This window comes from Streptomyces violaceoruber, assembly GCF_033406955.1.
Taxonomy (GTDB): Bacteria; Actinomycetota; Actinomycetes; order Streptomycetales; family Streptomycetaceae; genus Streptomyces; species Streptomyces violaceoruber.
The window spans coordinates 6,933,209-6,958,427 of the sequence record NZ_CP137734.1; the positions used below are offsets into that span (position 1 = coordinate 6,933,209).

General features: G+C 73.2%; 24 protein-coding genes and 1 pseudogene. 17 read left to right on the top strand and 8 right to left on the bottom strand.

Features of this window, described 5'->3' with window-relative positions; all coding sequences use genetic code 11:
* The first annotated feature begins 1 nt into the window (after position 1).
* The 11 genes from R2E43_RS31095 to R2E43_RS31145 all read left to right on the top strand — a co-directional run bounded on the left by R2E43_RS31095 (position 2) and on the right by R2E43_RS31145 (position 11,664).
* Positions 2–1,477 (top strand): VWA domain-containing protein, encoded by a 1,476-nt coding sequence (locus R2E43_RS31095; protein ID WP_011027801.1) that lies wholly within the window; start codon positions 2–4, stop codon positions 1,475–1,477.
* Positions 1,474–2,412 (top strand): hypothetical protein, encoded by a 939-nt coding sequence (locus R2E43_RS31100; protein WP_011027800.1) that lies wholly within the window; start codon positions 1,474–1,476, stop codon positions 2,410–2,412. The genes R2E43_RS31095 and R2E43_RS31100 overlap by 4 nt, the downstream gene beginning before the upstream one ends.
* On the top strand, positions 2,409–3,614 hold the full coding sequence (locus R2E43_RS31105; protein ID WP_011027799.1) for an ABC transporter substrate-binding protein: 1,206 nt from the start codon (positions 2,409–2,411) through the stop codon (positions 3,612–3,614). Before R2E43_RS31100 ends, R2E43_RS31105 begins: the two co-directional genes overlap by 4 nt.
* Positions 3,615–3,771: 157 nt before the next feature.
* The gene (gene rpe / locus R2E43_RS31110; RefSeq protein ID WP_332056758.1) at positions 3,772–4,458 is read left to right on the top strand and encodes a ribulose-phosphate 3-epimerase; all 687 of its coding nucleotides are present in this window, start codon (positions 3,772–3,774) and stop codon (positions 4,456–4,458) included.
* Positions 4,459–4,535: 77 nt separating this feature from the next.
* Positions 4,536–5,579, top strand: a complete 1,044-nt coding sequence (locus tag R2E43_RS31115; protein WP_003977362.1) for a sugar-binding transcriptional regulator — start codon at positions 4,536–4,538, stop codon at positions 5,577–5,579.
* A 65-nt stretch (positions 5,580–5,644) separates the two neighbouring features.
* Positions 5,645–5,998, top strand: a complete 354-nt coding sequence (locus R2E43_RS31120) for a barstar family protein (RefSeq protein ID WP_003977363.1) — start codon at positions 5,645–5,647, stop codon at positions 5,996–5,998.
* Positions 5,999–6,106: 108 nt separating this feature from the next.
* Positions 6,107–7,549 carry a GuaB1 family IMP dehydrogenase-related protein gene (locus tag R2E43_RS31125; RefSeq protein WP_162495116.1) on the top strand — a complete coding sequence of 481 codons (1,443 nt, stop codon included), beginning with the start codon at positions 6,107–6,109 and terminating at the stop codon, positions 7,547–7,549.
* Positions 7,550–7,621: 72 nt separating this feature from the next.
* Entirely contained in the window at positions 7,622–8,017 is a 396-nt protein-coding gene (locus R2E43_RS31130) for a hypothetical protein (protein WP_003977365.1), read from the top strand.
* A gap of 299 nt (positions 8,018–8,316) precedes the next feature.
* Positions 8,317–9,807 carry an amino acid permease gene (locus R2E43_RS31135; RefSeq protein WP_319120032.1) on the top strand — a complete coding sequence of 497 codons (1,491 nt, stop codon included), beginning with the start codon at positions 8,317–8,319 and terminating at the stop codon, positions 9,805–9,807.
* A gap of 15 nt (positions 9,808–9,822) precedes the next feature.
* Positions 9,823–10,275, top strand: coding sequence for an Lrp/AsnC family transcriptional regulator (locus R2E43_RS31140; RefSeq protein ID WP_003977367.1), 453 nt, complete (start codon positions 9,823–9,825; stop codon positions 10,273–10,275).
* Between the two features lie 147 nt (positions 10,276–10,422).
* Positions 10,423–11,664, top strand: a complete 1,242-nt coding sequence (locus R2E43_RS31145; RefSeq protein WP_030867019.1) for an MFS transporter — start codon at positions 10,423–10,425, stop codon at positions 11,662–11,664.
* Here R2E43_RS31145 and R2E43_RS31150 read toward each other — a convergent pair.
* Positions 11,612–11,943: pseudogene (locus tag R2E43_RS31150) on the bottom strand (hypothetical protein). The gene R2E43_RS31145 and the pseudogene R2E43_RS31150 overlap by 53 nt on opposite strands.
* Before the next feature lie 350 nt (positions 11,944–12,293).
* On the opposite strand from R2E43_RS31150, the gene R2E43_RS31155 reads away from it, so the two are divergent.
* The 3 genes from R2E43_RS31155 (at position 12,294) to R2E43_RS31165 (ending at position 15,148) form a co-directional block, all read left to right on the top strand.
* A complete protein-coding gene (locus R2E43_RS31155) occupies positions 12,294–13,082 on the top strand; it encodes a carbon-nitrogen hydrolase family protein (protein ID WP_011027793.1) in 789 nt (262 codons plus the stop codon).
* A gap of 64 nt (positions 13,083–13,146) precedes the next feature.
* The gene (locus tag R2E43_RS31160) at positions 13,147–14,844 is read left to right on the top strand and encodes a flavin monoamine oxidase family protein (RefSeq protein ID WP_332056759.1); all 1,698 of its coding nucleotides are present in this window, start codon (positions 13,147–13,149) and stop codon (positions 14,842–14,844) included.
* A gap of 40 nt (positions 14,845–14,884) precedes the next feature.
* Positions 14,885–15,148: a hypothetical protein gene (locus tag R2E43_RS31165; RefSeq protein ID WP_332055754.1), complete on the top strand. Its 264-nt coding sequence runs from the start codon at positions 14,885–14,887 to the stop codon at positions 15,146–15,148.
* Positions 15,149–15,164: 16 nt separating this feature from the next.
* Here the strand turns inward: R2E43_RS31165 and R2E43_RS31170 are convergent.
* The 3 genes from R2E43_RS31170 to R2E43_RS31180 form a co-directional block, all read right to left on the bottom strand.
* Positions 15,165–16,096 (bottom strand): IS5 family transposase gene (locus R2E43_RS31170; RefSeq protein WP_408649106.1). Its coding sequence is split into 2 segments (ribosomal slippage): positions 15,165–15,761 and positions 15,764–16,096, totalling 930 coding nucleotides; the frame shifts between segments, so codons are not numbered across the junction.
* Positions 16,097–16,172: 76 nt separating this feature from the next.
* Positions 16,173–17,105, bottom strand: coding sequence for an LLM class F420-dependent oxidoreductase (locus tag R2E43_RS31175; protein ID WP_003977372.1), 933 nt, complete (start codon positions 17,103–17,105; stop codon positions 16,173–16,175).
* Positions 17,106–17,236: 131 nt separating this feature from the next.
* Positions 17,237–17,932, bottom strand: coding sequence for a DUF5995 family protein (locus R2E43_RS31180; protein WP_003977373.1), 696 nt, complete (start codon positions 17,930–17,932; stop codon positions 17,237–17,239).
* Between the two features lie 173 nt (positions 17,933–18,105).
* Here R2E43_RS31180 and R2E43_RS31185 point away from each other — a divergent pair, with 173 nt between their 5' ends.
* Complete coding sequence (locus R2E43_RS31185; RefSeq protein WP_011027791.1) at positions 18,106–19,257, top strand: glycoside hydrolase family 6 protein; 1,152 nt, start codon at positions 18,106–18,108, stop codon at positions 19,255–19,257.
* On the opposite strand, the gene R2E43_RS31190 is transcribed toward R2E43_RS31185, so the two are convergent.
* A complete protein-coding gene (locus R2E43_RS31190; protein ID WP_093455759.1) occupies positions 19,239–20,675 on the bottom strand; it encodes a uracil-xanthine permease family protein in 1,437 nt (478 codons plus the stop codon). The genes R2E43_RS31185 and R2E43_RS31190 overlap by 19 nt on opposite strands.
* Positions 20,676–20,843: 168 nt before the next feature.
* Between R2E43_RS31190 and R2E43_RS31195 the strand changes: the two genes are divergently transcribed.
* On the top strand, positions 20,844–21,302 hold the full coding sequence (locus tag R2E43_RS31195) for an acyl-CoA thioesterase (RefSeq protein WP_003977376.1): 459 nt from the start codon (positions 20,844–20,846) through the stop codon (positions 21,300–21,302).
* Here the strand turns inward: R2E43_RS31195 and R2E43_RS31200 are convergent.
* On the bottom strand, positions 21,262–22,473 hold the full coding sequence (locus R2E43_RS31200; protein WP_003977377.1) for an MFS transporter: 1,212 nt from the start codon (positions 22,471–22,473) through the stop codon (positions 21,262–21,264). The genes R2E43_RS31195 and R2E43_RS31200 overlap by 41 nt on opposite strands.
* Positions 22,474–22,585: 112 nt before the next feature.
* On the opposite strand from R2E43_RS31200, the gene R2E43_RS31205 reads away from it, so the two are divergent.
* Complete coding sequence (locus R2E43_RS31205) at positions 22,586–23,785, top strand: ROK family transcriptional regulator (RefSeq protein WP_003977378.1); 1,200 nt, start codon at positions 22,586–22,588, stop codon at positions 23,783–23,785.
* A 21-nt stretch (positions 23,786–23,806) separates the two neighbouring features.
* On the opposite strand, the gene R2E43_RS31210 is transcribed toward R2E43_RS31205, so the two are convergent.
* Both R2E43_RS31210 and R2E43_RS31215 read right to left on the bottom strand, forming a co-directional pair.
* A complete protein-coding gene (locus R2E43_RS31210) occupies positions 23,807–24,022 on the bottom strand; it encodes a hypothetical protein (RefSeq protein WP_231909118.1) in 216 nt (71 codons plus the stop codon).
* 219 nt (positions 24,023–24,241) lie between these two features.
* A complete protein-coding gene (locus tag R2E43_RS31215; protein ID WP_030867004.1) occupies positions 24,242–25,009 on the bottom strand; it encodes an SDR family oxidoreductase in 768 nt (255 codons plus the stop codon).
* Positions 25,010–25,219: the final 210 nt, after the last annotated feature.

Genomic DNA, 25,219 nt, shown 5'->3' on the forward strand with positions numbered 1-25,219 from the left:
CGTGGAGACAGGAACGCCCCGGACGGGCGAGGCGGCCGGACAGGTGGCCGCCGGACTGGAGATCAGCCAGTGGAAGTACCTGCCCGGCGAGGCGGGCGACCCGCAGATGCACGCCATCCTCAGCGTGCGCGTGGACGGCACCGGGGGCGACGGCCACCCGGGCGGCCCGGTACTCGCGCAGGTGCTGGTCATGGACTGCTCCAGCTCGATGACCTGGCCGGTGGAGAAACTGCACGCGGCACAGCGGGCGGCCGTCGCGGCGATCCGCAAGCTCCCCGACGGCACCCCGTTCGCGGTGGTCCGGGGCAACGAGCAGGCGGCCGTGGTGTACCCGGACACCCCGCGCATGGCCCGCGCTTCCGCCCGCACCCGGTCGCGGGCGGAACGCGCCGTGCGCGAGACGGTCGCGGGCGGCGGCACCTGCATCGGCGCCTGGCTGGACCTGAGCCGCCGGCTGCTGACGGAGCAGGACGCCCCCATCGGGCACGTCCTGCTGCTCACCGACGGCAAGAACCAGCACGACGAGCAGATGCCGCTCGCCCGGGTGCTGGAGGAGTGCGCGGGCCGGTTCGTCTGCGACGCCTGGGGCATCGGTGACGGCTGGGACGGCCGGGAACTGCTGCGGATCACCAGCCGACTGCACGGCAGCGCCTCGTCCGTGCGCGAGGAGGAGGCCCTGCCCGGTGAGTACGAGCAGCTGATGAACCGCCTGCTCACCAAGACCGTCCCCGAACTGGTCGTCTCCGTGACCGCCATGCCCGGGTGCACCGTGCGCTACCTCAAACAGGTCTTCCCCACCGAGGCGGAGCTGACCGCCGAGGACGGCACCGGCCGGTTCGTCACCCGGGCCTGGGGCGACGAGACGCGCCGCTACCAGCTGTGCCTGGCCGCCGACCCGACCGGCCGCCCACGGGGGGAGGACCTCCAGCTCGCCGTGGTCGCCGTCGACGTACCCGGCGGCCGCGAGGTCCGGCTGCCGCCGCCGCGGCCCTGCCTGGTGCACTGGACCGACGACCCGGCCCTGTCCCGGCACACCGACGCCCAGGTCGAGCACTTCGAGCAGCACCAGCGGCTCGGCGAGGCCGTCGCCGCCGCCACCGACGCCCACCGCCGAGGACAGCGCGACCTGGCCGAACAGCAGCTCGGCCGGGCCGTGCGGCTCGCCCACGCCATGGGCGCCGACGAGCAGCTGACCCGGCTGGCCCGGCTGGTGCGGATCCAGGACGCGCCGTCCGGCCGGGTCGCCCTGCGCCCCGAGGTCACGGCCGTCGACTTCCAGCACCTGATCACCGCGAGCAGCCACAGCACCTACGGCCCCGCATCCGGCACCGGCACCGGCGTCGGGACCGGCTCCGGTGCGGCAGGCGGCGCGCCGGGCGGCGGGGCCACCGTGCCCTGCCCGGCCTGCTCGCGGAAGGCTCCGGCGGCCGCCCGGTTCTGCCCGGCCTGCGGCCACCGCTTCGGGGCGCGGCCGTGAGCACCACCGGCCGGGACCTCGTCCGCAGACTCAGGCTGCTGCTCGTGCTGGCGACCGCGACCACCCTCGCGCTGTTCTTCGCCTACCGCGGCGTGCACGACGACACCGTTCCGCTGTCCACCGCGAGCACGCCCGGAATCCGCGCCGTCGACACCGCGCAGAGCGCGCTGCGCCAGGCGAACGCCGTGGTCCGCGAGACCGGCGCCGAGGGGGACACCAGCGGCGAGTTCCTCACCCAGGTCTCGGTCGCCCAGCAGAGCCTCGCCCTGGCCGCCTCGGAGAACGTCACCGGCCTGGCGGGCCGCCACGACGTCCAGACCGTCACCGGGCTGATCGCCGTCTACTCGGGCTGGGTGGAGCGCCGGGGCCGCGAACCGGAGGGCTCACCGCTGCGCGCGGCCTTCCTCCACTACGCCGAGAAGGTCCTCGGTCTCGAGGCCGAGGCCGGAACCGAGGGCGACATCATGAGCCGCCTGGACGCCCTGCGCGGCGAACAGCTGGCCGAGGCCCGGCGGCAGGCCGCCTTCCCCTGGCAGCTGTGGCTCGGCTGGTGCACGGTCGCGGTGCTGTACGCGGCCCTGTGCGGGGCGCTGCTGGAGAGCCAGCGGTTCCTGCGGCGCCGCTTCCGGCGGCCCGTGCAACTGCGGTTGCTGGCCGCCACCGCGGTGTGCGCCGTCGGCGTGCCCGTACTGGCCTGGCAGACCGTCTCGGCACACCGAGCGATGACCGACTCCGTCGCCGAGGTACGGGTGCCGCCGGCCGCCCCGGAGGCCATCCCCGAGGTGGCCGACGAGGTGCAGGGCGCGCTCGCGGACGCCGGGTTCTGGGCCTCGCTGTCCGACTGGATACTGCTGGGAGGGGCCGTGGTGGTGGCGCTGACGCTGTGGGGGCTGTGGCCGCGGATCGCCGAGTACCGGTTCCGGGGACGGCGATGAGCCGCCCGGGCGCCCGCACCCTGGGCATCCTCTGCGTCTGTCTGGTCCTGCTCGGCGCCGGGGTGTACGCCGGGGTGCGCTGGGCGCGCGACTGGCAGGGCTCGGTCACCCTGCTCGCCAACTGGAGCGGCACGGAACGCGAGCAGTTCGAGGAGCACGTCATCGAGCCGTTCGAGGAGAAGTACCGGATCGACGTCGTCTACCAGGGCAGCTCCGCGCTCAGCCAGGTGCTGGCCGCCGACATGGCGGCCGGCAACCCGCCCGACGTGGCGGTGCTGCCCGGCCCCGGCGAACTGCTCGCCTACGCCGTCGACGGCCGGCTCCACCCGCTGGACGGCCTCTTCGACGCCGGGGACTACGACCGGTTCTGGGCTCCCGAGGTCACCGTGCCGGGGCAGGGCGCCCACACGTACTGGCTGCCCGTGAAGACCGGCCTCAAGAGCATGGTCTGGTACGCCGGACCGGCACCGACGGCCGGGACGGCCGGCCCTCCCGCACGGTGGTGCGCAGGCCTGGAGTCCGGCGCGACGTCCGGCTGGCCGGGCACGGACTGGGTCGAGGACATCCTGCTCCAGCAGGCCGGCCCACGGGTGTACGAGGAGTGGGCCAACGGCAGGCTGCCGTGGACCGACGACGCCGTGCGCAAGGCCTGGACGACCTGGGCCGACCTGGTGGGCGCGGGCGACCGAGCCCGCGTCGAGCAGGTGCTGACCACCGCCTTCGACGCCGACTGCGCGCCGGGCAGCCTGGAACACCAGGGTTCCTTCCGCGCCGGGCACTGGCGGCAGGAGGGCGGCGACCACGTCCACTCCTCCGAGGTCGTGCCCGGGGCCGGAGCGGACGCCGGCGCCTGGGAGGTCTCCGGCGACCTCGCGGCCGTACTGAACCCGACCCCGGAGGCCGAGCGGCTGATCCGCTACCTCGCCGATCCGGACACCGCGCTGCCGGAGTACACGGCGAACAGGTCGGCCGCGGCCGACGCCGACCAGGACGCCACCGAGCGGGAGATCTGGGCCATCCTGCGCGAACCCGGCCGGACCCGCTGCTGGGACGCCTCCGACGCGATGCCCCGCACCACCCGCGACGCCTTCCACCTGGCAGTACTGCGCACCTTCGCCGACCCGACGGCCCTGGACACCCGCCTCAGAGAACTGGACCGCCTGCGCGAACCCCAGAACCTCCCTGTCTGCGGCGCCGTCTGAACGGGGGCTTCTTGTAGTCCGCGTCCACTGGACGCGCCCCAGAGGGGCGCGGGGAACTGCGCGAGCAACCCGCCACCGGGCCCGCGGCCGACGAACAACCCCGACCACCCCGGACCCATCCCGGCCCACCCCCGGAGGGCATGGCAGGCTTGGGCCCATGGCCGCGCAGATCAACCCCAGCATCCTGTCCGCCGACTTCGCCCGCCTCGCGGACGAGGCCAAGGCGGTCGAGGGAGCCGACTGGCTCCACGTCGACGTCATGGACAACCACTTCGTCCCGAACCTCACGCTCGGTGTGCCGGTGGTCGAGTCCCTGGCCCGCGCGACCGACACCCCGCTCGACTGCCACCTGATGATCGAGGCCCCCGACCGCTGGGCGCCGCAGTACGTGGAGGCGGGCGCCGGTTCCGTCACCTTCCACGCCGAGGCGGCCGCCGCGCCGGTGCGGCTGGCCCGGGAGATCCGGGCCAAGGGCGCCCACGCGTCCATGGCGCTCAAGCCCGCGACGCCGGTCGAGCCCTACGAGGACCTGCTCCCCGAACTCGACATGCTGCTGATCATGACGGTTGAACCCGGCTTCGGTGGGCAGGCGTTCCTGGACATCATGCTTCCCAAGATCCGCCGCACCCGTGAGCTGATCAAGAAGCACGGTCTGGAGCTGTGGCTCCAGGTCGACGGCGGTGTCTCGGCGGCCACGATCGAGCGGTGCGCCGACGCCGGAGCCGACGTCTTCGTCGCGGGGTCCGCGGTGTACGGGGCGTCCGACCCGGCCGAGGCGGTACGTGCACTGCGCACGCAGGCAGACGCGGCGACCGCCGAGGCATCCTGGTCCTGCGACCACTGAGGAACAGAAAGTGAACGGCTCCCACCAGGGCTGATCAAGTGCGCCGAATCTGCAAGGATGAACGGCGTATCCAGAGTGTGAACAGCAGTGAGGAGATCGCCGTGTCGGGTATGTCGGCGGGCCGTTCAGCCATGCGGATGGGACCCGCTGAGCTGGTCCAGGCGGCGGCCATGGCCCGCCGCTTCTACCTCGAGGGCAAGTCCAAGATCCAGATCGCGGAGGAGTTCGGCGTCAGCCGCTTCAAGGTGGCCAGGGTTCTCGAGACCGCCCTCGAGCGGGACCTTGTACGCATCGAGATCCGGGTGCCGGCCGAGCTGGACGCCGAGCGCTCGGACGCGCTGCGCGCCCGCTACGGGCTGCGGCACGCCGTCGTGGTGGAGTCCCCGGCCGACGCCGAGGAGACACCCGACCCGGAGAACCTGGGGGAGGTGGCCGCCGACCTGCTCGGCGAGCTGGTCAACGAGGGCGACGTGCTGGGCCTGGCCTGGGGCCGGTCCACCATCCACATGGCGGCGGCGCTCGACCGGCTGCCGCCGTGCACCGTGGTGCAGCTGACGGGCGTGTACGACGCCGGGACCGCCGAGCGCGGCTCGGTGGAGGCCGTGCGCCGCGCCGCCCAGGTGTCGGGCGGCGACGCCCACCCCATCTACGCGCCGATGCTGCTGCCGGACGCGGCCACCGCGCAGGCGCTGCGGCACCAGACCGGGATCGCCCGGGCCTTCGAGTACTTCGACAAGGTCACGGTCGCCTGCGTCTCCATCGGCTCCTGGGAGCCCGGCATCTCGACCGTGCACGACATGCTCAGCGACGAGGAGCGCGCGCACTACGCCTCGCTCGGGGTCGCCGCCGAGATGTCCGCGCACCTCTTCGACGCCGAAGGGCGCCGGGTCGGGCGGGACCTGGGGGAGCGGTGCATCACCGTCAAGGCCGACCAGCTCCGGCGTATCCCCGAGGTCGTCGCGATCGCGGGCGGGCAGCGCAAGGCGGCGGCCATCGACGCGGTGCTGCGCTCCGGTCTCGTCACCAGCCTGGTCACGGACACGTCGGCCGCGGACTACCTGATGACGGTCGGCTCGGCACCGAAGTCGACGCTCAACCGGACCGACCCCGACGGAATCTGACGGCCGGTCGGCACGGGAGAGCAGAGAGCAGAGAGAGCAGAGAGCACGGAGAAGGGGCGCGGGACATGACCGAGGACTCCGCGGGACGGCTCGTGGTCACGCTGGACCTCGGCGGGGTCACGGACAAAGCGGGCCTGATGGACCGCTGCGCCCGTGACCTGGCGCTGCCCGACCGGTTCGGCCGGAACTGGGACTCCCTCGCCGACTCCCTCGCCGACCCCTCCGTGTGGCCCGAGGGCGCCGCCGACCGGGGTCTGGTCCTCGTCGTGGCGGGCTGGCGGGCGTACGCCGAGGCGCGGCCGGACGAGTGGGCCGTCGCCGAGGAGGTCTTCGCCGAGGCCACCGACCGCGGCCCGGGGCTGTTCGTCACCCTCGGCCCTGGAGGATCCTCCAGGGAGGCCGCTGACCAGCCTGGATGATCTGCCCGGGGATTATCGGCCACCCGTCATGGGACAATGAAGTACGTGCTCTTTCCCCCTGGCTGACCTGTCCGGGGGCCACCTCTGATCGACTGGGATGTGCAGCACGTGCGTTTCCTCAATGACATCCAGCCCTCGTACGACCTGACGTACGACGACGTGTTCATGGTGCCGAGCCGCTCCGCCGTCGGCTCCCGGCAGGGCGTGGACCTCGGCTCCCCGGACGGCACGGGCACCACGATCCCGCTGGTCGTCGCCAACATGACCGCCATCGCGGGCCGCCGGATGGCCGAGACGGTGGCCCGGCGCGGCGGCCTCGTGGTCATCCCGCAGGACATCCCGATCGAGGTCGTCACCGACGTCGTCTCCTGGGTGAAGAGCCGCCACCACGTCCTGGACACCCCGATCGTGCTGGCCCCGCACCAGACCGTCGCCGACGCGCTGGCCCTGCTGCCCAAGCGCGCGCACAACGCGGGCGTCGTCGTGGACGAGGACGGCAAGCCGGTCGGCGTGGTCACCGACACCGACCTGAACGGCGTGGACCGCTTCACCCAGCTCGAGGAGGTCATGTCCAAGGACCTGATCCTCATCGACGCCGACCTGGACCCGCGCGAGGCCTTCAACACCCTCGACGCGGCCAACCGGCGCTACGCGCCCGCCGTGGACGAGGACGGCCGTCTCGCCGGCATCCTCACCCGCAAGGGCGCGCTGCGCGCCACCCTGTACACCCCGGCCGTCGACGCACAGGGCAGGCTCCGCATCGCCGCCGCCGTCGGCATCAACGGCGACGTGGCCGGCAAGGCCAAGCAACTCCTCGACGCGGGTGTGGACACCCTCGTCATCGACACCGCGCACGGCCACCAGGAATCGATGATCAGCGCCGTCAAGGTGGTGCGCGACCTCGACCCGCGGGTCCCGATCGTCGCGGGCAACATCGTCTCCGCCCAGGGTGTGCGCGACCTGATCGAGGCGGGCGCCGACATCATCAAGGTCGGCGTCGGCCCCGGTGCCATGTGCACCACCCGCATGATGACCGGCGTGGGCCGGCCGCAGTTCTCCGCCGTCCTGGAGTGCGCCGCCGAGGCGAAGAAGTACGGCAAGCACGTGTGGGCCGACGGCGGCGTCCGCCACCCGCGCGACGTGGCGATGGCCCTCGCGGCCGGCGCCTCCAACGTGATGGTCGGCTCCTGGTTCGCGGGCACCTACGAGTCCCCGGGCGACCTCCAGCACGACGCCAACGGCCGCGCCTACAAGGAGTCCTTCGGCATGGCCTCCGCGCGCGCGGTGCGCAACCGCACCTCGGAGGAGTCGGCGTACGACCGGGCCCGCAAGGCGCTGTTCGAGGAGGGCATCTCCACCTCGCGGATGTTCCTCGACCCGGCCCGGCCCGGCGTCGAGGACCTGATCGACGCGATCATCGCGGGCGTCCGCTCGTCCTGCACCTACGCCGGGGCCGGCTCCCTGGAGGAGTTCACGGAGAAGGCCATCGTCGGCATCCAGAGCGCCGCCGGTTACGCCGAGGGCAAGCCGCTGCACGCCAGCTGGAGCTGACCGGCGCCCGGCACGTCCACCGTCCCGTCAGGCCTGCTTGACGTCAGGCAGGCTTGACGCGACGCTGGACGCATGACGACACCGCAGAGCATCGAGCCGCAGCACACCCTGCTGACCGCCGTGGCCCGCCTCGACGAGCTGCGCGCCCGCGAGTCCCTCGCCGGGTTCGGCAGCGACGACGAGGCCCTGGACCGCCCCCAGCTCCTGGAGCTGCTCGCACTGAGCGAGGTGGTCGCCCGCAAGGCCGCCTACGGGCGCCAGCTCACCGTCCGCGCCGCCCGCGAGGCCGGTGCCTCCTGGGCGCAGATCGGCGCCGCCCTCGGCACCAGCAAGCAGGCCGCCTGGGAGGCGCACACGCGCTGGATCGATGCTCAGGAGGCCGCCTGCGGCCAACCCGGGCAGATCGGCTTCGACGCCGCGGACGCGGCCGAGGCACGCGCCGCCGCGGGCGAGCCGGACGGCCACTGACCAGGCCCGATCCACCGCCGTCGCCCCCCCCGGCGCACCACCGCACACCCCCGCGCGCAACGAACACCCGCGCTGCCGCGCCGAACGCAACGATCGTGCCCGAACGCGCAAGGTTGCTGCATTACCGGGGCACCGCCCCGCTCGTAGTGTTCTGCGCTGTACGTGGCGTGGCGGGGACCCCGCTCGGTGGGTCCCCGTTCTGCACGAGCGCGCCCGCCGGTCCCCGCCGCTCCCCAGACCCGCCGGGAGCCGTCCGCCCACCCCGGCGGCCCGACCGGCAGCGACAAAGGAGTCAACGCGTGCTCGACCAAGGCGCACCCCCGCCCCACGACGCATCGGCCGTCCCACCGTCCCCGGGCCTGGCCGCGCGCCTCATGCGCCGCAAGCCGGTGGAACGCCTGGTCGCCGAGGGCGGCCAGGGCGAGGGCGGCAGCCTCCGCCGCTCCCTCGGCCTCTGGCAGCTCACGATGATCAGCATCGGAGCCACCCTCGGCACCGGCATCTTCGTCGTCCTCGGCGAGGCCGTCCCCAAGGCCGGCCCGGCCGTCACGCTGTCCTTCGTCATCGCGGGCCTCACCGCGCTCTTCTCGGCCCTGTCCTACGCCGAGCTGGCCGGCACCATCCCGGTCGCCGGATCCTCGTACTCGTACGCCTACGCCACCATGGGCGAACTGGTCGCCTGGATCTGCGGCTGGTGCCTGGTCCTGGAGTACGGCGTGTCCGTGGCCGCCGTCGCCGTCGGCTGGGGCGAGTACCTGAACGAGCTGCTCGACGGCACCATCGGCGTCACCCTCCCCGCGGCCCTGTCGGCACCGCCCGGCGACGGCGGCATCTTCAACCTGCCCGCGCTGATCGTCGTGCTCCTCGCCATGACGTTCCTGCTCGGCGGCGCCCGTGAGTCCGCCCGCGCCAACACGATCATGGTCGTCGTCAAGATCGCGGCCCTGGTGCTCTTCTGCGCGATCGGCGTGCAGGGCTTCCGCCCCGGCAACTACGAGCACTTCATGCCGCTCGGCATGGCCGGGGTCAGCGCGGCAGGTGCGACGCTCTTCTTCTCCTACATCGGCTTCGACGCCGCCTCCACCGCGGGCGAGGAGGCCAAGAACGCCCAGCGCGACCTGCCCCGCGCGATCATGCTGTCCCTGGTCATCGTCACGGTGCTGTACGTCCTGGTCGCGGCCGTCGCCGTCGGCGCCAAGCCCTGGCGGACCTTCACCGACTCCGAGGCGTCCCTCGCGCAGATCATGACCGACGTCACCGGGCAGACCTTCTGGGGCACCCTGCTGGCCTTCTGCGCGGTCGTCGCCATCGCCAGCGTCGTACTGACCGTCCTCTACGGCCAGACCCGCGTCCTGTTCGCCATGTCCCGCGACGGACTGGTGCCCAAGGTCTTCTCCAAGGTCCACCCGAAGACCGGCGCGCCCCGCGCCAACACGCTGATCGTCTCCCTGTTCTGCGGCGTCCTCGCCGCCGCCGTCCCGCTCGGCCAGCTCGCCGACGCCACCAGCATCGGCACCCTCTTCGCCTTCGCGCTCGTCAACGTCGCCGTCGTGGTGCTGCGCCGGACCCGTCCCGAGATGCGCCGCACCTTCCGGGTGCCGTTGTCGCCGGTCCTGCCCGCGCTGGGCTTCGGCCTCTGCGTCTGGATGATGGGGAGCCTGTCCACCGTCACCTGGGTGGTCTTCGGTGTCTGGATGGCCGTCGGGCTCGTGTTCTACTTCGTGTACGGCCACCGCCGCTCCCGACTCGCCACACCGGTCCCGTCCGAGGCCCGGACGCACCAGAAGTGAAGTGAACGACCCGCAGTGCTGAACGATCTCGACGAACGCATCGTGCACGCCCTCGCCGAGGACGCCCGCCGCTCCTACGCGGACATCGGGCAGTCGGTCGGCCTGTCCGCACCCGCCGTCAAACGGCGCGTGGACCGGCTGCGCGCCACCGGCGCCATCACCGGCTTCACCGTCCGCGTCGACCCCGCCGCGCTCGGCTGGGAGACCGAGGGGTTCGTCGAGATCTTCTGCCGCCGCAACACCTCGCCGGAGACCATCCAGCGGGGCCTGGAGCGCTACCAGGAGGTCGTGGCCGCGTCCACCGTCACCGGGGACGCCGACGCGGTCGCCCAGGTCTTCGCCTCCGACATGCGGCACTTCGAGCGGGTCCTGGAGCGGATCGCCGGGGAGCCCTTCGTGGAGCGCACCAAGTCCGTGCTGGTGCTCTCGCCGCTGCTGCGGCGCTTCTCGTCGGGCTCGCCCACGTAATCCCATGGGCAGGACACCGGCCGGCGTCTAGCATCGGTGCCATGAGCCGACGACATTGATCCCCCCGCGCCACCCGTAGCGCCTCCTCCCGAGGGCCGCCCCGGACGCCGTACTCCGGTGTCCGATCCGCCCCCTCGGGAAGGCCTCATGACCGTCTCACCTCTGCCCGAGCGTGCCGCCACCGCGCCCGCCGGAACCCGCCGGCTCGTGCGCACGCTGTACGCCTCCGCGTTCTGCGACGAGTTCGTCCTGCTCTACCCGGTGTACGCCCTGCTGTTCAGCGACACCGGCCTGTCCGTCTGGCAGACGGCCTCGCTGTTCGGCCTGTGGTCGCTGACCGGCATCCTGCTCGAAGTGCCCTCCGGCGCCTGGGCCGACGCCGTCTCCCGGCGGCTGCTGCTGATCCTCGGCCCGCTGCTCACCGCCGCCGGCTTCGCACTGTGGGTGCTCGCGCCCTCCTACGGCGCCTTCGCGCTCGGCTTCGTGCTGTGGGGCGCCGGCGGCGCGCTCGGCTCGGGCGCGCTGGAGGCGCTGGTCTACGACGAACTCGAGCGGGCCGGCGCGGCCGGCCACTACGCCCGCGTCATGGGCCGGGCCCGGGCGATCGGCATCGCCGCGACCATGTCCGCCATGGGCCTGGCCGGCCCGGTGTTCGCCCTGGGCGGCTACGACGCGGTGGGCGCCGCGAGCGTGCTCGCCTGTCTGGCGGCGGCGGCCGTGGCCACCCGGTTCCCCGAGCACCGGACACCCTCCGGCGGCGGCGAACGCTGGTCCGCGACCCTGCGCGCGGGACTCGCCGACGCCCGCGCCGACCGGTCCGTGCGCGGTGCGCTGCTCCTCGTGCCGGCCGTGACCGCGGTGTGGGGCGCGCTCGACGAGTACACGCCGCTGCTGGCGCACGACACCGGCGTGGCGGCCGAGACCGTGCCCTGGCTGCTGCTGGTGATCTGGGCCGGAGCCACGGCCGGCAGCCTGCTGGCCGGTGCGGCGGAGCGCCTGACCGCCAACGGGTTCGCCGCGCTGCTCACCGGTTCCGCGCTCGCCCTGGCCGTGGGCGGCCTGGCCGGCACACCGGCCGCCCTGGTCCTGGTGGCCCTCGCCTTCGGCGGCTTCCAGCTGGCGACCGTGCTGGCCGACGCCCGCCTCCAGCAGCGCATCGACGACACCGGGCGGGCCACCCTGACCTCGGTCGCGGGCCTCGGCACCGAGCTGGGCAACCTCGCCACCTACGGCGCCTACGCGGCGGCGGCCACGGCATGGGGCCACGGCACCGCCTTCGCGCTCTCCGCGCTGCCCTACGTCCTGACGGCGCTGCTGCTGGCCGGCGCCGCCCGGACTACAGCCGCGGCTGCCAGGGCACGACGTCGAAGTCGCCGGTCCCCTTCCTGACCTTCTCGAAGGGCGCCGACCCCACGCACCGGGGCGGCTCCCCGCCCTCCGCGGGGCTGCCCGCCGCCGCCCAGCTGTTGCCGAGCCGGTCGTGGCGGCCCACGGTGGCCTCGGCCGCCAGAGGGGCGTCGAAGGTGAAGGTGACGTCGTCCCCCGCCGACCGGTACGGCTTGGCGGTGCCGGTCTGGGCGGCGGCCTCCCTCGGGGCGGGCCGTCGTGCGGTCTCCCGTCGGGGCCGGCGGCGACGGCCGCGCCCGTGGTGGCGGGGGTGAGCAGCAGGGCGGCGCAGAGCGCGGCGACCGTTGGGGCGGCGTCTCATGGCGGTCGTCCCCCCTGGACCGAAGCCGGTGAACCGAACGGTCACCACGGTCCCGGCGCCGCGCCCGCGCCCCATCGCGCCCGGGACGGGAGCCGCCTGCGCCGCGCGGCGGGGAGGGCCGCCCCGGTCTGATCCCCGAGGACGAGTACCGCACCCGCCGGAGGGTGCGCAACGAATCGCCGTGGGGTGCCCCGGGCACGCAACGATCCGCTCACCGGCGCGCAACAGGTCCGTCTTGTCCGGCCGAGTCCGCCGACCGTACCGTCTATCTGGCCCCCTGAACCCCCCTCGTGACCGGTGAGGAACACGCATGCGCACCGCCCTGCTCCAGAGCTCCGGCCGCCCCGGCTCCACCGCCGAGAACCTCGAGGTCCTCGACGAGGCCGCGGGCCGCGCCGCAGCCGCGGGAGCCGCGCTGCTCGTCACCTCCGAGCTGTTCCTGACCGGATACGCCATCGGAGACGCCGTCGGCGTCCTCGCCGAGCCCGCCGACGGCGACGCGGCCGACGCCGTCGCGGAGATCGCCGGGCGCCACGGCCTGGCCGTCGCGTACGGCTATCCCGAGCGGGACGGGGAGCGCGTCTTCAACTCGGTCCAGCTCATCGCCGCGGACGGCACCCGGCTCGCGGGCTACCGCAAGACCCACCTCTTCGGCTGCTTCGAGCGCGACCACTTCACCCCCGGCGAGCAGCCCGTCGTCCAGGCCGAGCTGAACGGCCTCACCGTGGGCCTGATGATCTGCTACGACGTCGAGTTCCCGGAGAACGTCCGCGCCCACGCCCTGGCCGGCACCGACCTGCTGCTCGTCCCGACCGCGCAGATGCACCCCTTCCAGTTCGTCGCCGAGTCGGTCGTGCCGGTGCGGGCCTTCGAGAACCAGATGTACGTGGCGTACGTCGACCGCGTCGGCCGGGAGGGCGAGTTCGAGTTCGTCGGCCTGTCCACCCTCGCGGGGCCCGACGGCGTCGCCCGCGCCCGCGCCGGACGGGGGGAGGAGCTGATCCTCGCCGACGCCGACCCGGCCTTCCTCGCCGCGTCCCGGGAGGCCAACCCGTACCTGAAGGACCGCCGCCCCGGCCTCTACGGCGCCCTCGCCTGAGCCGCGAACCGCGCTTCACGCCCCCCGTTCCGCCCGTTCCACCCGCGCAAGGAGTCCGCCCCCCATGACGTCCACCGTGCCCAACGCGATCGAACACGCAGACGAGCAGCAGCCGCCGATCACCATGTTCGGGCCGGACTTCCCGTACGCGTACGACGACTTCCTCGCCCACCCGGCGGGACTCGGCCAGATACCCGCCACCGAGCACGGCACCGAGGTCGCCGTCATCGGCGGCGGCCTGTCCGGCATCGTGGCCGCCTACGAGCTGATGAAGATGGGTCTGCGGCCCGTCGTCTACGAGGCCGACCGGATCGGCGGCCGCCTGCGCACCGTCGGCTTCGACGGCTGCGACCCCTCGCTGACCGCCGAGATGGGCGCGATGCGCTTTCCGCCGTCCTCCACCGCCCTCCAGCACTACATCGACCTGGTGGGCCTTCGGACCCGGGCCTTCCCCAACCCCCTCGCCGAGGCCACGTCGTCGACCGTCGTCGACCTCAAGGGCGAGTCGCACTACGCCGAGACCCTCGACGACCTGCCGCAGGTCTACCGGGACGTGGCCGACGCCTGGGCGAAGTGCCTCGAAGAGGGCGCCGACTTCACCGACATGAACCGCGCCCTGCGCGAGCGCGACGTCCCGCGCATCCGCGAGATCTGGGCGAAGCTGGTCGAGAAGCTCGACAACCAGACCTTCTACGGCTTCCTGTGCGACTCCGAGGCCTTCAAGTCCTTCCGGCACCGCGAGATCTTCGGCCAGGTCGGCTTCGGCACCGGCGGCTGGGACACCGACTTCCCCAACTCCATCCTGGAGATCCTCCGCGTCGTCTACACCGAGGCCGACGACCACCACCGCGGCATCGTCGGCGGCTCCCAGCAGCTGCCGCTGAGGCTGTGGGAGCGCGAGCCGGAGAAGATCGTGCACTGGCCGTACGGCACCTCCCTGCGGTCCCTGCACGTGGACGGCGAGCCCCGCCCGGCCGTGACCCGGCTGAACCGCACCGCCGGCAACCGCATCACCGTGACCGACGCCGACGGCGACATCCGCACCTACCGGGCGGCCATCTTCACCGCCCAGTCCTGGATGCTGCTCTCGAAGATCGCCTGCGACGACTCGCTCTTCCCGATCGACCACTGGACCGCGATCGAGCGGACCCACTACATGGAGTCCAGCAAGCTCTTCGTGCCCGTGGACCGGCCCTTCTGGCTCGACAAGGACGAGGACACGGGCCGGGACGTCATGTCGATGACGCTCACCGACCGGATGACGCGGGGCACCTACCTCCTCGACGACGGCCCCAACAAGCCCGCCGTCATCTGCCTCTCCTACACCTGGTGCGACGACAGCCTGAAGTGGCTGCCGCTGTCCGCGAACGAGCGGATGGAGGTCATGCTCAAGTCGCTCGGCGAGATCTACCCGAAGGTCGACATCCGGAAGCACGTCATCGGTAATCCGGTGACGGTCTCCTGGGAGAACGAGCCCTACTTCATGGGCGCGTTCAAGGCCAACCTGCCCGGCCACTACCGCTACCAGCGGCGCCTGTTCACCCACTTCATGCAGGAGGACCTGCCGGAGGACAAGCGGGGCATCTTCCTCGCCGGCGACGACATCTCCTGGACGGCCGGCTGGGCCGAGGGCGCCGTCCAGACCGCGCTGAACGCGGTCTGGGGCGTCATGCACCACCTCGGCGGCGAGACCGACGCGACCAACCCCGGCCCGGGCGACCTGTACGAGGAGATCGCGCCCGTGGAACTCCCCGAGGACTAGGACTTGTCCGGCCGATCATGTTGCTGGTTAGGGTGCGAGCGTGTCGAAGACGAGCGTGAGCAACGAGACCAGCAGCAGGCTCTGCCTGTGGGTCGAGCCATGGGGAACCGATCACTGGATGCGTCCGGGCGAGGAGTTCACGGTGGTGACGAAGACGGAGGCGGAGGAGTCGCCGTTCAATGTGGTCGTGCATGGTCAGGGCATCACGGTCTGGGTGAACTCTGGCGACGATGCCGAGGTCTTCGACAAGAACGGAGGCCAGGTGCCGTGTGGGCACCAGAGGCCAGCCGAGGGCGTTCTTTGAGCTGCGTCCCGGATCTTCAGGTCCGGAGCCAGATCGCCACGGCTGCCGCTGTCGCGGTGCCAAGGTAGACGTAACCGCGCTTGTCGTAACGGGTAGCGACAGCTCGGGACTGCTTCAAACGGTTGATAGTCCGTTCGACGGTGTTTCGCTTTTTGTACCGCTCCTCGTCGAAGCCCGGTGGCCGCCCACCGCGTGAACCCTTGCGCAGACGGGCCGCATGGCTGTCGGTCTTCTCCGGGATCGTGTGCCGGATGCCCCGGCGCCGCAGGTACTCGCGACACGGCCCGTTGCTGTATGCCTTGTCCGCGGCGAGGCTGTCCGGCTTCTTGCGTGGCCTGCCCGGGCCGAGTTTGGGGACGCGGATCTTCTCCAAGACCGGCTTGAACTGGGTGCAGTCGGCCCTTTGACCTGGAGTGATGACCAGAGAGAGCGGACGGCAGCGGCCGTCCGCGCTCAGATGGACCTTGCTGGTGAACCCGCCCCGCGAACGACCCAAGCCCTCACTTCCAGCACCACCTCCACCAGGCGGCCGACGAGGCTCTGCCACGGCGTCTCGTCCTGGTGTTCCACCTCGTCGTCCCCCTTTGAGGCGGGCGCAGGGGGCGGATCGGTGCGGGCGCCGGCCGCGTGCTGATGGGCTCGGACGATGGTGGAGTCCACCGAGATGTCCCAGTCGATTTCACCTGCCGCGTCTGCTGCAGCCTGGACCTGCTGCAGCAGACGTTCCCAGGTGCCGTCGGCTGACCACAGCCGGTGGCGTTCGTAGACGGTTTTCCACGGGCCGAACCGCTCGGGCAGGTCCCGCCACTGAACGCCGGTCCGCACCCGGTGCAGAATCCCGTCGATCACCTGACGGTGATCCCGCCACCGGCCGCAACGACCGTTACTCACCGGCAGGAAGGGCAGCAGCCGTTCCCACTCGGCATCCGTCAGATCTCCCCGCCCCATGTCCGCATCAACGACCTGTGGACGAAGTAGTCACATGATCGGCCGGACAAGTCCTAGGGCCTGTCCGGCCGGGGGCCTAGACTCCGGCCGCCCTGGCCTTCTCGTGGACGAGGGCGGCGACGTCCTTGAGTTCCTCCGCGTCGCGCACGGTGCTCTGCACGTCGACGAGGATCTCGTCCAGGCCGATCTCGGCGTGCGCGGCCAGGTCCTCGACGATCTGGTCGACGCCGCCCTGGAAGGGACGGCGGTCCGAGCCCTCGTAGTTCTTCGCGCTGTAGCGGGTGTTGACCCGCAGCACCGTCCGGATCGGTTCCGTGCGGCCCCGTTCGGCGGCCAGCTCCCGCAGCTCCCGCCACTGCCGGGCGACGGTCTCGGCGCCCATGCCGGTCGGCAGCCAGCCGTCGGCGTGGTCGACCAGGCGGCGCCGGGCCCGGCCGCTGCCGCCCGCCGCCAGCAGGATCGGAATCGGCCGGGCGGGCTTGGGGCCGACCACGGCGGACGCGATCTTCGTGACCTCCCCGTCGTACACCACCGGGTCCGGGCCCCACACCGCGCGGCACACCCCGATCAGCTCGTCCAGGGCGGCGCCGCGCTCGGCGAACGGCCGTACGGACGCCGCCGCGTACTCGTCGTGCGACCAGCCGGTGCCGAAGCCCGCCACCACCCGGCCGCCGCTCGCCGCGTCCAGCGAGGCCAGCGACTTGGCCAGCTGGAAGGGCACGTGCAGCGGGGCGACCAGCACACTCGTGCCCAGCCGGGCCCGCTCGGTGACCGCGGCGGCGAGGGCGAGGGTCACCAGCGGCTCCGCCACGCTCCGGTACGTGTCCGGCCAGGGCAGGCCCTCGACGCCGTAGAGCCCCTGGGTCGCGGGCTCCGGGAACAGGGCGCGCTCGAACACCCACAGGCTCTCGTAGCCCATCCGCTCCGCCGCGCGCGCCACGTCGGGGACGTCCTTGCCGATGTCGTACTGCCGCATCTGAGGGAGGCCGAGTCCGAGCCGGGTCGTCATACCGGGGTGCTCCTTCGCAGTCGGGATGCGCTGTTGTCCATGGGCCCCACCAGGTTGCCCATGGGCCCACCAGTTGCAACGTACAGCGATCTGACGGGAGTCCGGGAACGCACGCGGCGGGAACCGGCCGGTCAGTCCGGCAGCGGAGTGAGCAGCATGCGGCCGGCGAAGCCCACCGCGGCGTCCAGTCGTACGGTGAACTCCCCGGCGACGTCCGGCAGCCGGCGCAGTGCCCACAGCGCGCGGGCCGCCGCCCAGGTGGCCTCGCGGGCGCGGTCCAGGCTCCAGGAGCCCAGCAGATGGGTCAGCGGGTCGGCGATCTGCAGGACGTCGGGTCCCGGCATCAGCTCGTCGCGGACGCGCTCCTCCAGCGAGACGAGGAGATCGCCCACGCGGTCGAACTCGTCCTCCAGGTCGACGGGGTCGCAGCCGAGCGTACGACAGGTGTCCACCACGGCCAGCGCGAGGTCGTGGCCGATGTGCGCGTTGATGCCCGCCAGCGCGAACTGCAGCGGCCGTACGCCGGGATGGCGGCGGAACTGGAACAGGGGGCGCCAGCAGGCGGGCGGACGGCGGTCCTCCTCCGCCGCGTCCACGGCGGCCAGATAGCGCTCCGCGAACCGTACGTCCAGCGCGGTCGCGGCCGAGGCGTCCGCGAACCGGCCGCCGTCGATGTGCCGGTCCACGGCCTCCGTGACGGCGAGGTAGACGCGGTTGAAGACCGCCACTCCGTCCCCGGCCGGCAGCGCGGTGTCCAGGGCGCGCAACCGGGACAGGACGGTGTCCACCGTCAAGGCGGCCGTCGGGACTTGCTCGCAGTGCGCCATGGCCGCAGCGTCGCAGCTTTAGGCTGACGGGAGTGCCGGCGGGCCCGACGCTTCCCCAGAACGGGGGAACGCGCCCGCCGCGCGGGGGAGGGGGACCGTACGTGTCAGGCCGTCGTGCCCGGCGCCGGGCTGCTCGCAGGGCAGAACGCAGGCGGGCCGCAGGACGCGGTGCGATGGTCGCGGCGGCGTCCGTCGTCGTCGCCGTGGGGACCGCCGCCGGCATGCTCACCGCGCTCGGCGGCGAGGACCCCGGCGGTGCCGGCGCCGGCCACCCGCGGGTGACCCACTCGGTGCGGCTGGACGCCCTGCCCGTCTCCCCGTCCCCGTCGGTGTCGGCGGTGTCGTCGCGATCCGCGTCACCGTCGGTGTCCCCGTCACCGTCGCCGACCGCCGGGAAGCAGACTTCCGCCCCCTCGCCGAAGCGGAACTCCACGAAGAGGGAACCGCGGTCGACGGACGCCGCCACCCGGCTCTACCGGCATCCCGACTCCCAGGTCCTCGACTGGGTCCGGGCCCACCCCGGCGACCCGCGCCGGGACGTCATCGCGTCCCGGATCGCCGGCCACCCGGCCGCCGTCTGGTTCGCCGACCACACACCGGCCACCATCACCTCCCGGGTCCGCGCCGTGACCGCCGCGGGCGCCGCCCAGGGCCGGGTGCCGGTCCTCGTGCCGTACGCGATACCCGACCGCGACTGCGGCGGCCACTCGGAGGGCGGCGCGCCCGACCTCGACGCCTACGACGCCTGGATCGACCGGTTCGCCGCCGGGCTGGGCTCCGGTGAGGTGATCGTCGTGCTGGAGCCCGACTCGGTCGCCCAGTCCGAGTGCCTGACCGCCGGTGAGCGCGCCGACCGCTTCGCCTCCCTGGCCCGCGCCGGGCGGGTCATGAAGGACGCCGACCCGGCCGCCCGGGTGTACTACGACGCGGGTCACTCCGGCTGGCACGCGCCCGCCAAGCAGGCGGGCTGGCTGAAGCAGGCCGGTGCCGCCTCGGCCGACTCCTCCGACGGCGTCTTCAGCAACGTCTCCAACTTCCACGCCACCGCCGACGAGGTCGCCTACGACCGCGCGGTCCTCGACGCCCTCGGCGGTCCGGCGAGCCTCGGTGCCGTCATCGACACCAGCCGCAACGGCAACGGCGCCCCGGCCGACGGCGAGTGGTGCGACCCGGACGGCCGCAGCCTCGGCCGCGCACCGACCCTCACCACCGGCATGGGGCGCGTCGACGCCTACCTGTGGGTCAAGCTGCCCGGGGAGTCGGACGGCTGCCGGGGCGAGCCGGGGACGTTCACGCCCTCGTACGCCTACGACCTGGCGCGCTGAGCGCCGCCGTCACCGCCGCCGTCACCACCGGCGCCGCCGGATCCGGTCTTCGCGTCGTACGACGACGTGCCCTCGTCGAGGAGCGGCTGCTGCGTCTTGAGGTGGGCCGGGGCGAAGGCCCGCAGTGCGTGGTAGCCGGTGATGACGACCAGGGTGCCGAGCGCGATGCCGCTGAGCGAGAACGTGTCGGTGAACTCCATGCTGACGTTGCCGACGCCGATGATGATGCCCGCGGCGGCCGGCACCAGGTTCAGCGGGTTGCGCATGTCCACCTTGGCGTTGATCCAGATCTGCGCGCCGAGCAGCCCGATCATGCCGTAGAGGATGACGGTGATGCCGCCGAGGACGCCGCCCGGGATCGCCGCCACAACCGCGCCGAACTTCGGGCAGAGGCCGAAGAGCAGGGCGAACCCGGCCGCCGCCCAGTACGCGGCCGTCGAGTAGACCCGGGTCGCGGCCATCACGCCGATGTTCTCGGAGTACGTGGTGTTGGGCGGGCCGCCGACGGCGGTGGAGAGCACCGAGCCGATGCCGTCGGCCGAGATCGCCGTGCCGAGTTTGTCGTCGAGGTTGTCGCCGGTCATCTCGCCGACCGCCTTGACGTGCCCGGCGTTCTCCGCGATCAGGGCGATGACGACGGGCAGGGCGACCAGGATCGCCGACCACTCGAAGCTCGGCCCGTGGAAGGACGGCAGCCCGATCCAGTCGGCCTGGCCCACGGCGGAGAAGTCCAGCCGCCAGTGGTCGGTCGGCCTGCCGCTGCCGTCCACCGAGTGGATCTTCCCGAAGATCCGGTCGAGCGCCCAGGACAGGACGTACCCGAAGACCAGCCCAAGGAAGATCGCGATGCGGGACCAGAAACCGCGCAGGCAGACCACGGCGAGACCGGTGAACAGCATCACGAACAGCGCCGTCCACTGGTCCTGCGGCCAGTACGTGGACGCGGTCACCGGGGCCAGGTTGAAGCCGATCAGCATCACCACCGCGCCGGTGACGACCGGCGGCATCGCGGCGTGGATGATCCGCGCCCCGAACCGCTGCACGGCGAGGCCCACCAGGAACAGCGCTACGCCGACGACGAGGACGGCGCCGGTCACCGTGGCGCTGGTGCCGCCCTGCGCCCGGATGACCGCGGCGACGCCGACGAAGGAGAGCGAGCAGCCGAGGTAGCTGGGTACCCGGCCCCGGGTGGCGAGCAGGAAGATGACGGTCGCGACGCCCGACATCATGATCGCGAGGTTGGGGTCCAGGCCCATCAGGACCGGAGCCACGAAGGACGCCCCGAACATGGCCACCACGTGCTGGGCGCCGAGCCCGGCCGTGCGGGGCCAGGAGAGCCGTTCGTCGGGGCGGACCACCGCTCCGGGGGCGGGCACCTTCCCGTCCCCGTGCAGTTTCCAACGCACGCCGAGGTCCATGGTGAGGTTTCGCTTTCTCTGTACGTGAGGACTGTCCGGACCATTGTCGGGGGTGCCCGGCCGTGCCTTGACCTGCACCCTTCCCCGAGGGGCGTGCTGAGCGTCCGCTTAGGATGAGCGGGAACCGCCGTACTCCGGCACAGCCGAGCACGACCAGGAGCCCCACCCGTGACCGCCGAAGCACCCACCGCGCCCGCCCTGTCCCACGGCCGGCTCGTCCCCGTGACCGTCCACTTCGACGACCTGGACGCCCTCGGACTGCTGCACAACGCCCGCTACCCGGTGATGGTCGAGCGGGCCTGGACCGAGCTGTGGGCCGGGCACGGCGTCCGGTTCGAGGGCGACTGGGAGGCGGCCGGCGACGCCTGCAACGCGGTCAGGGAACTGACGATCGGCTACGAGGCGCCGGTCACCCGGCCCGGCGCGTACGCCGTCCACCTGTGGCTGGACCGGCTCGGCACCACCGGTCTCACCTACGGCTTCCGGTTCTGCTCGGCGGACGGGGCCACCACCTACGCCCGGGGCACCCGGGTGCTGGTCCGGCTGGACGCGCGGACGCTGCGCCCGGCGCCCTGGAGCGAGGCGTTCAGGACTGCCGGCCGGGCACTTCTGCGACCGGCGGACTGATCTTCGGCCGGTTCCGGTCCCCGGCCCGCAGTACCCTCGCGAACACCACCAGGCAGCAGGCCAGCAGGGTCACCAGGCCGAACGACACCACCAGGCTGGTCGCCTGGGCCAGACCGCCGATCGCGCTCGGCGCGACCAGGCCCGAGGTGTACGTGATGGTGGCGACGCCCGCGATGGCCAGGCTCGGGTTGGAGCCGGCCCGGCCGGCCGCGGCGAAGCACAGCGGGACGACCACGGCGATGCCGAGGCCCATCAGCGCGAAGCCGGTCATCGCCACCGCCGGGTGGCCGCCGACCACGACGAGCAGGCCCCCGAGGGTGGCCAGCACACCGCTCACCCGCACCGTGCGCACCGCGCCGAACCGGTCCACCACCTTGTCGCCGGCGAGCCGGGCCAGCGCCATCGTCAGCGTGAAGCCCGTCGTGCAGGCCGCCGCCAGACCGGCCGAGGTCTCCAGCTCGTCCCGCAGATAGACCGCGGACCAGTCCAGGCTCGCGCCCTCCGCGAACACCGCGCAGAACCCGACCGCGCCGATCAGCAGCGCCGACTTGGGCGGCAGCGCGAAGCGCGGCGGCGGGTCCTCGTCCTCGGCGGGCTGCAGGTCCAGCACCCAGGTGCAGGCGACCAGGCCCGTCACGGTCAGCACCGCGGCCGCCAGGAGGTGGTGCGTCCTGGCGTCCGTGCCCAGGTGGGCGGCGAGCGTGCCGGCCGCCGAACCGATCAGCGCGCCCGTGCTCCACATGCCGTGCAGCCCGGACATGATCGACTTGTCCAGACGGGTCTCGATCTCGACGCCCAGGGCGTTCATCGCCACGTCCGACATGCCCGCCGTGGCGCCGTAGACGAACAGGGCGAGACACAGGGTGAGCAGGTTGGGGGCGAGGGAGGGCAGGGCCAGCGCCAGCGTCCACAGGGCCAGCAGGCCGCGCAGGGCGGCGCGGGCACCGAAGCGGTGGGTGACGCGGCCGGCCAGCGGCATGGCGAGGGACGCGCCGAGCGCCGGGAAGGCGAGCGCCAGCCCCAACTGGCCCGCGCTCACGCCGGCGTGGTCCTGGATCCAGGGCACGCGGGTCGCGAAGGAGCCGGTGACCGAGCCGTGCACGGCGAACACGGCCGCCACCGCGTACCGGGCGTGTCTCACCTCGCGCCGCCCGTAGGTCCCTGTGTTCATGGTCCACCCCTCCGTGTCCGTCAATCCGCGGCGTAAACTATCAGGGAGCCTGCCTGATAGATAGTGGGTTACCGGTGCGGTCCCCGCGCCGCCGATCTGGAAGGATCCCGGCATGCCCGCATCACCGAGCACCGCCCGGGCCATCAACGACCGGCTCGCCCTTCATCTGCTCCAGCGGGAGGGCCCGTTGACGGCAGGGCAGTTGAAGCAGCTGACCGGCCTGTCCCGGCCCACCGTCGCCGACCTCGTCGAACGCCTCACCGCCTCCGGACTCATCGAGGTGGCGGGGGAGTCGGGCGAGCAGCGCCGCGGACCCAACGCCAAGCTGTACGGCATCGTCGCCGAGCGCGCCTACCTCGCCGCCCTCGACGTGCGCACCGAAGGCGTCGCCGTGCTCGTCTCCGACCTGCTCGGCCGGGTCCTCGCCGAGGCGTCCGTGCCCATCGACGACCACTCCGGCACCGGTCCCGCGGTGGAGCAGGCGGTGAGCCTGGTCGAGCGCGCGGTCAAGGAGGCCGGCGCCGACCGGCTGCACACCGTCGGCATCGGCGCGCCCGGCCTGATCGACCCGGCCGGCGGTGAACTGCGGGACTCCACCGGGCTGCCGGAGTGGCATCGCCGGCTGATGGCCGCGCTCCAGGAGAAGTTCCCCGAGGCCCGGGTCGGCGTCGAGAACGAGACCAACCTCGCCGCCCTGGCCGAACAGCGCGACGGCGCCGCCCGGGACCGGGACACCTTCGTCCTGCTCTGGCTCGGCCTCGGCATCGGCGCCGCCGTCGTCCTCGACGGCACCCTGCGCCGGGGCGTGTCCGGGGGCGCCGGCGAGATCGGCTTCATGCCGGTGCCGGGCACCGCCGGCCTGCCCTCCGCCACCGACTGCGACGGCGGCTTCCACTCCGTTGCGGGCGCGGCGGCGGTCACCGCCCTCGCGGCGGAGCACGGTGTGACGGCACGACCCGCCGGGCCCGAGCCGCACGCCGCCGCGCTGGTCCGGGAGGCGGTACGCCGGTCGGCGTCCGGGAGCGACCCCGCCGCCGAGCGGTTCCTCGACGCGCTCGCCGACCGGGTCGTCCTCGGCGCCGCCGCCGTCGTCTCCGTCCTCGACCCCGGCTGCCTGGTGCTCGCCGGTGAGATCGGCCGGGCCGGCGCCGACGCCCTCGCCGACCGCGTCCAGCACCGGCTCACCCGCATGTCACCGCTGGCCACGGAGGTACGGCCCAGCACCCTGGGCGGCGGCGCGGTACTGCGCGGCGCCCTGCTCACCGCTCGCGACCGCGCCCAGGACGACCTCTTCGCACCGCCGGAGCGGTAGCCCGCGGCGCCCGGAAGGGCCTCACCCGGGGCGCCGGCCGGTGCCCGCGGAGCCCGGCTCCCCAAACGCCGTGCCGTCCGCCGCCGGCCACCCGAGTACCGCCGGCAGCAGCACCGCCGTTCCCAGCGGCGCCATGAAGCCCGCGGCACTCCCCGCGGACAGGGGCTCCAGATGCCGGGCGTGGAACAGGAGGTGGGCGACGGAGGAGACCGGACAGGCCACCGGGGACGTGAGCACCAGGCGGGCGCTCCATCGTCGCCACCGCCGCGCACAGCACCACGGCGAGCGCGAGGCCCGCCCCGCCGAAGTCCCGGAGCAGATGCTCGTTGCAGGGCGGCTGGTGCGACGCACAGGGCCACTTCCAGAACAGCTCGGGCAGCAGCAGGATCCACAGCCCCAGCACCACCGGGACGACCGCGAGCAGCCCCGGCCCCGCCCGCGGCCCCGCCCGTCAGCTCATCCGCGCCGCCGCCCGCCCTCCCTGCGGCCGAACCGCCCCGCCAGGTACTCCTCGAACGTGCCCTCGCCGACCGCGTGTTCGGGCGCGAGATGCCCGCCCGCGCGGAACGCGCGGTAAGTCCTCCCCGCGAGCGGCACGTTCACCACGGCCCGCCGGCGTCCCGTCGCGCCCAGATAGGCGCGGGCCAGCGACGCGAAGGTGCGCACCTCGGGACCGCCCATGTCCGGCACCCGTCCGGCGGGCGCCCCCTGGGCCAGTTCGGCGAGCCGGTCCGCGACCTCCGCCACCTCCACCGGCTGGTCCGAGGCGTGGGCGGGCAGCACCACGACCGGCAGCTTGGCCAGGGCCCGGAGCATCTGCACCACCAGGTCGTGGAACTGGGTGGCCCGCAGCACCGTCCACCCGATCCCCGACTCCGCCACCAGCTTCTCCACCGCGTACTTGGACCGGTAGTAGCCGAGCGGCACCCGGTCGACACCGACGATCGAGATGTAGACCAGGTGGGTCGCGCCGGCCCGCCGCGCCGCCGCGATCAGGTTCGCGGCCGACCGCTCGTCCCCGCCGCGCTGCGTGGTCGCGCAGTGCACCACCGTGTCGACACCGGCGAGCGCCGCGTCCAGACCGCTGCCGCCCTCGCGCAGGTCGACGGCGTACGGCTCGCTGTGCCGGCTGAGCACCCGCACCTCGTGTCCGTCGCTGCGCAGCCGTTCGGTGACGAGCCGGCCGAGCGTGCCGGTGCCGCCGGTCACCAGGATCGTGGTCATGCTGTTCAGCCCCTGTCGGACGTGGGGCCCCCCGGGTGGAGCGCCCTGTCGTCGGCCGGGACCGCCCGACACCCGCGAAATGTGACATCGCCGAGGCGGATTCCGCACGGCCGGGCCGGCTGACGGCCTGCGCATGCCATTCTGTCCGGGCTCATCACGGCGTGCAGTTCGCCGGGCGCTGGGGGGACCCGGCGGCGGGCAAGGGCCTTC

Bases quoted from the DNA above. Each gene is read 5' to 3' on its own strand.
- R2E43_RS31130 (WP_003977365.1), top strand. From the start codon at position 7,622: ATGACGACACCGCAGAGCATCGAGCCGCAGCACACCCTGCTGACCGCC.
- R2E43_RS31175 (WP_003977372.1), bottom strand. From the start codon at position 17,105: ATGACGACCCGGCTCGGACTCGGCCTCCCTCAGATGCGGCAGTACGAC.
- R2E43_RS31185 (WP_011027791.1), top strand. From the start codon at position 18,106: ATGGTCGCGGCGGCGTCCGTCGTCGTCGCCGTGGGGACCGCCGCCGGC.
- R2E43_RS31160 (WP_332056759.1), top strand. From the start codon at position 13,147: ATGACGTCCACCGTGCCCAACGCGATCGAACACGCAGACGAGCAGCAG.
- R2E43_RS31145 (WP_030867019.1), top strand. From the start codon at position 10,423: ATGACCGTCTCACCTCTGCCCGAGCGTGCCGCCACCGCGCCCGCCGGA.
- R2E43_RS31180 (WP_003977373.1), bottom strand. From the start codon at position 17,932: ATGGCGCACTGCGAGCAAGTCCCGACGGCCGCCTTGACGGTGGACACC.
- R2E43_RS31205 (WP_003977378.1), top strand. From the start codon at position 22,586: ATGCCCGCATCACCGAGCACCGCCCGGGCCATCAACGACCGGCTCGCC.
- R2E43_RS31105 (WP_011027799.1), top strand. From the start codon at position 2,409: ATGAGCCGCCCGGGCGCCCGCACCCTGGGCATCCTCTGCGTCTGTCTG.
- rpe (WP_332056758.1), top strand. From the start codon at position 3,772: ATGGCCGCGCAGATCAACCCCAGCATCCTGTCCGCCGACTTCGCCCGC.
- R2E43_RS31190 (WP_093455759.1), bottom strand. From the start codon at position 20,675: ATGGACCTCGGCGTGCGTTGGAAACTGCACGGGGACGGGAAGGTGCCC.
- R2E43_RS31155 (WP_011027793.1), top strand. From the start codon at position 12,294: ATGCGCACCGCCCTGCTCCAGAGCTCCGGCCGCCCCGGCTCCACCGCC.
- R2E43_RS31215 (WP_030867004.1), bottom strand. From the start codon at position 25,009: ATGACCACGATCCTGGTGACCGGCGGCACCGGCACGCTCGGCCGGCTC.
- R2E43_RS31120 (WP_003977363.1), top strand. From the start codon at position 5,645: ATGACCGAGGACTCCGCGGGACGGCTCGTGGTCACGCTGGACCTCGGC.
- R2E43_RS31200 (WP_003977377.1), bottom strand. From the start codon at position 22,473: ATGAACACAGGGACCTACGGGCGGCGCGAGGTGAGACACGCCCGGTAC.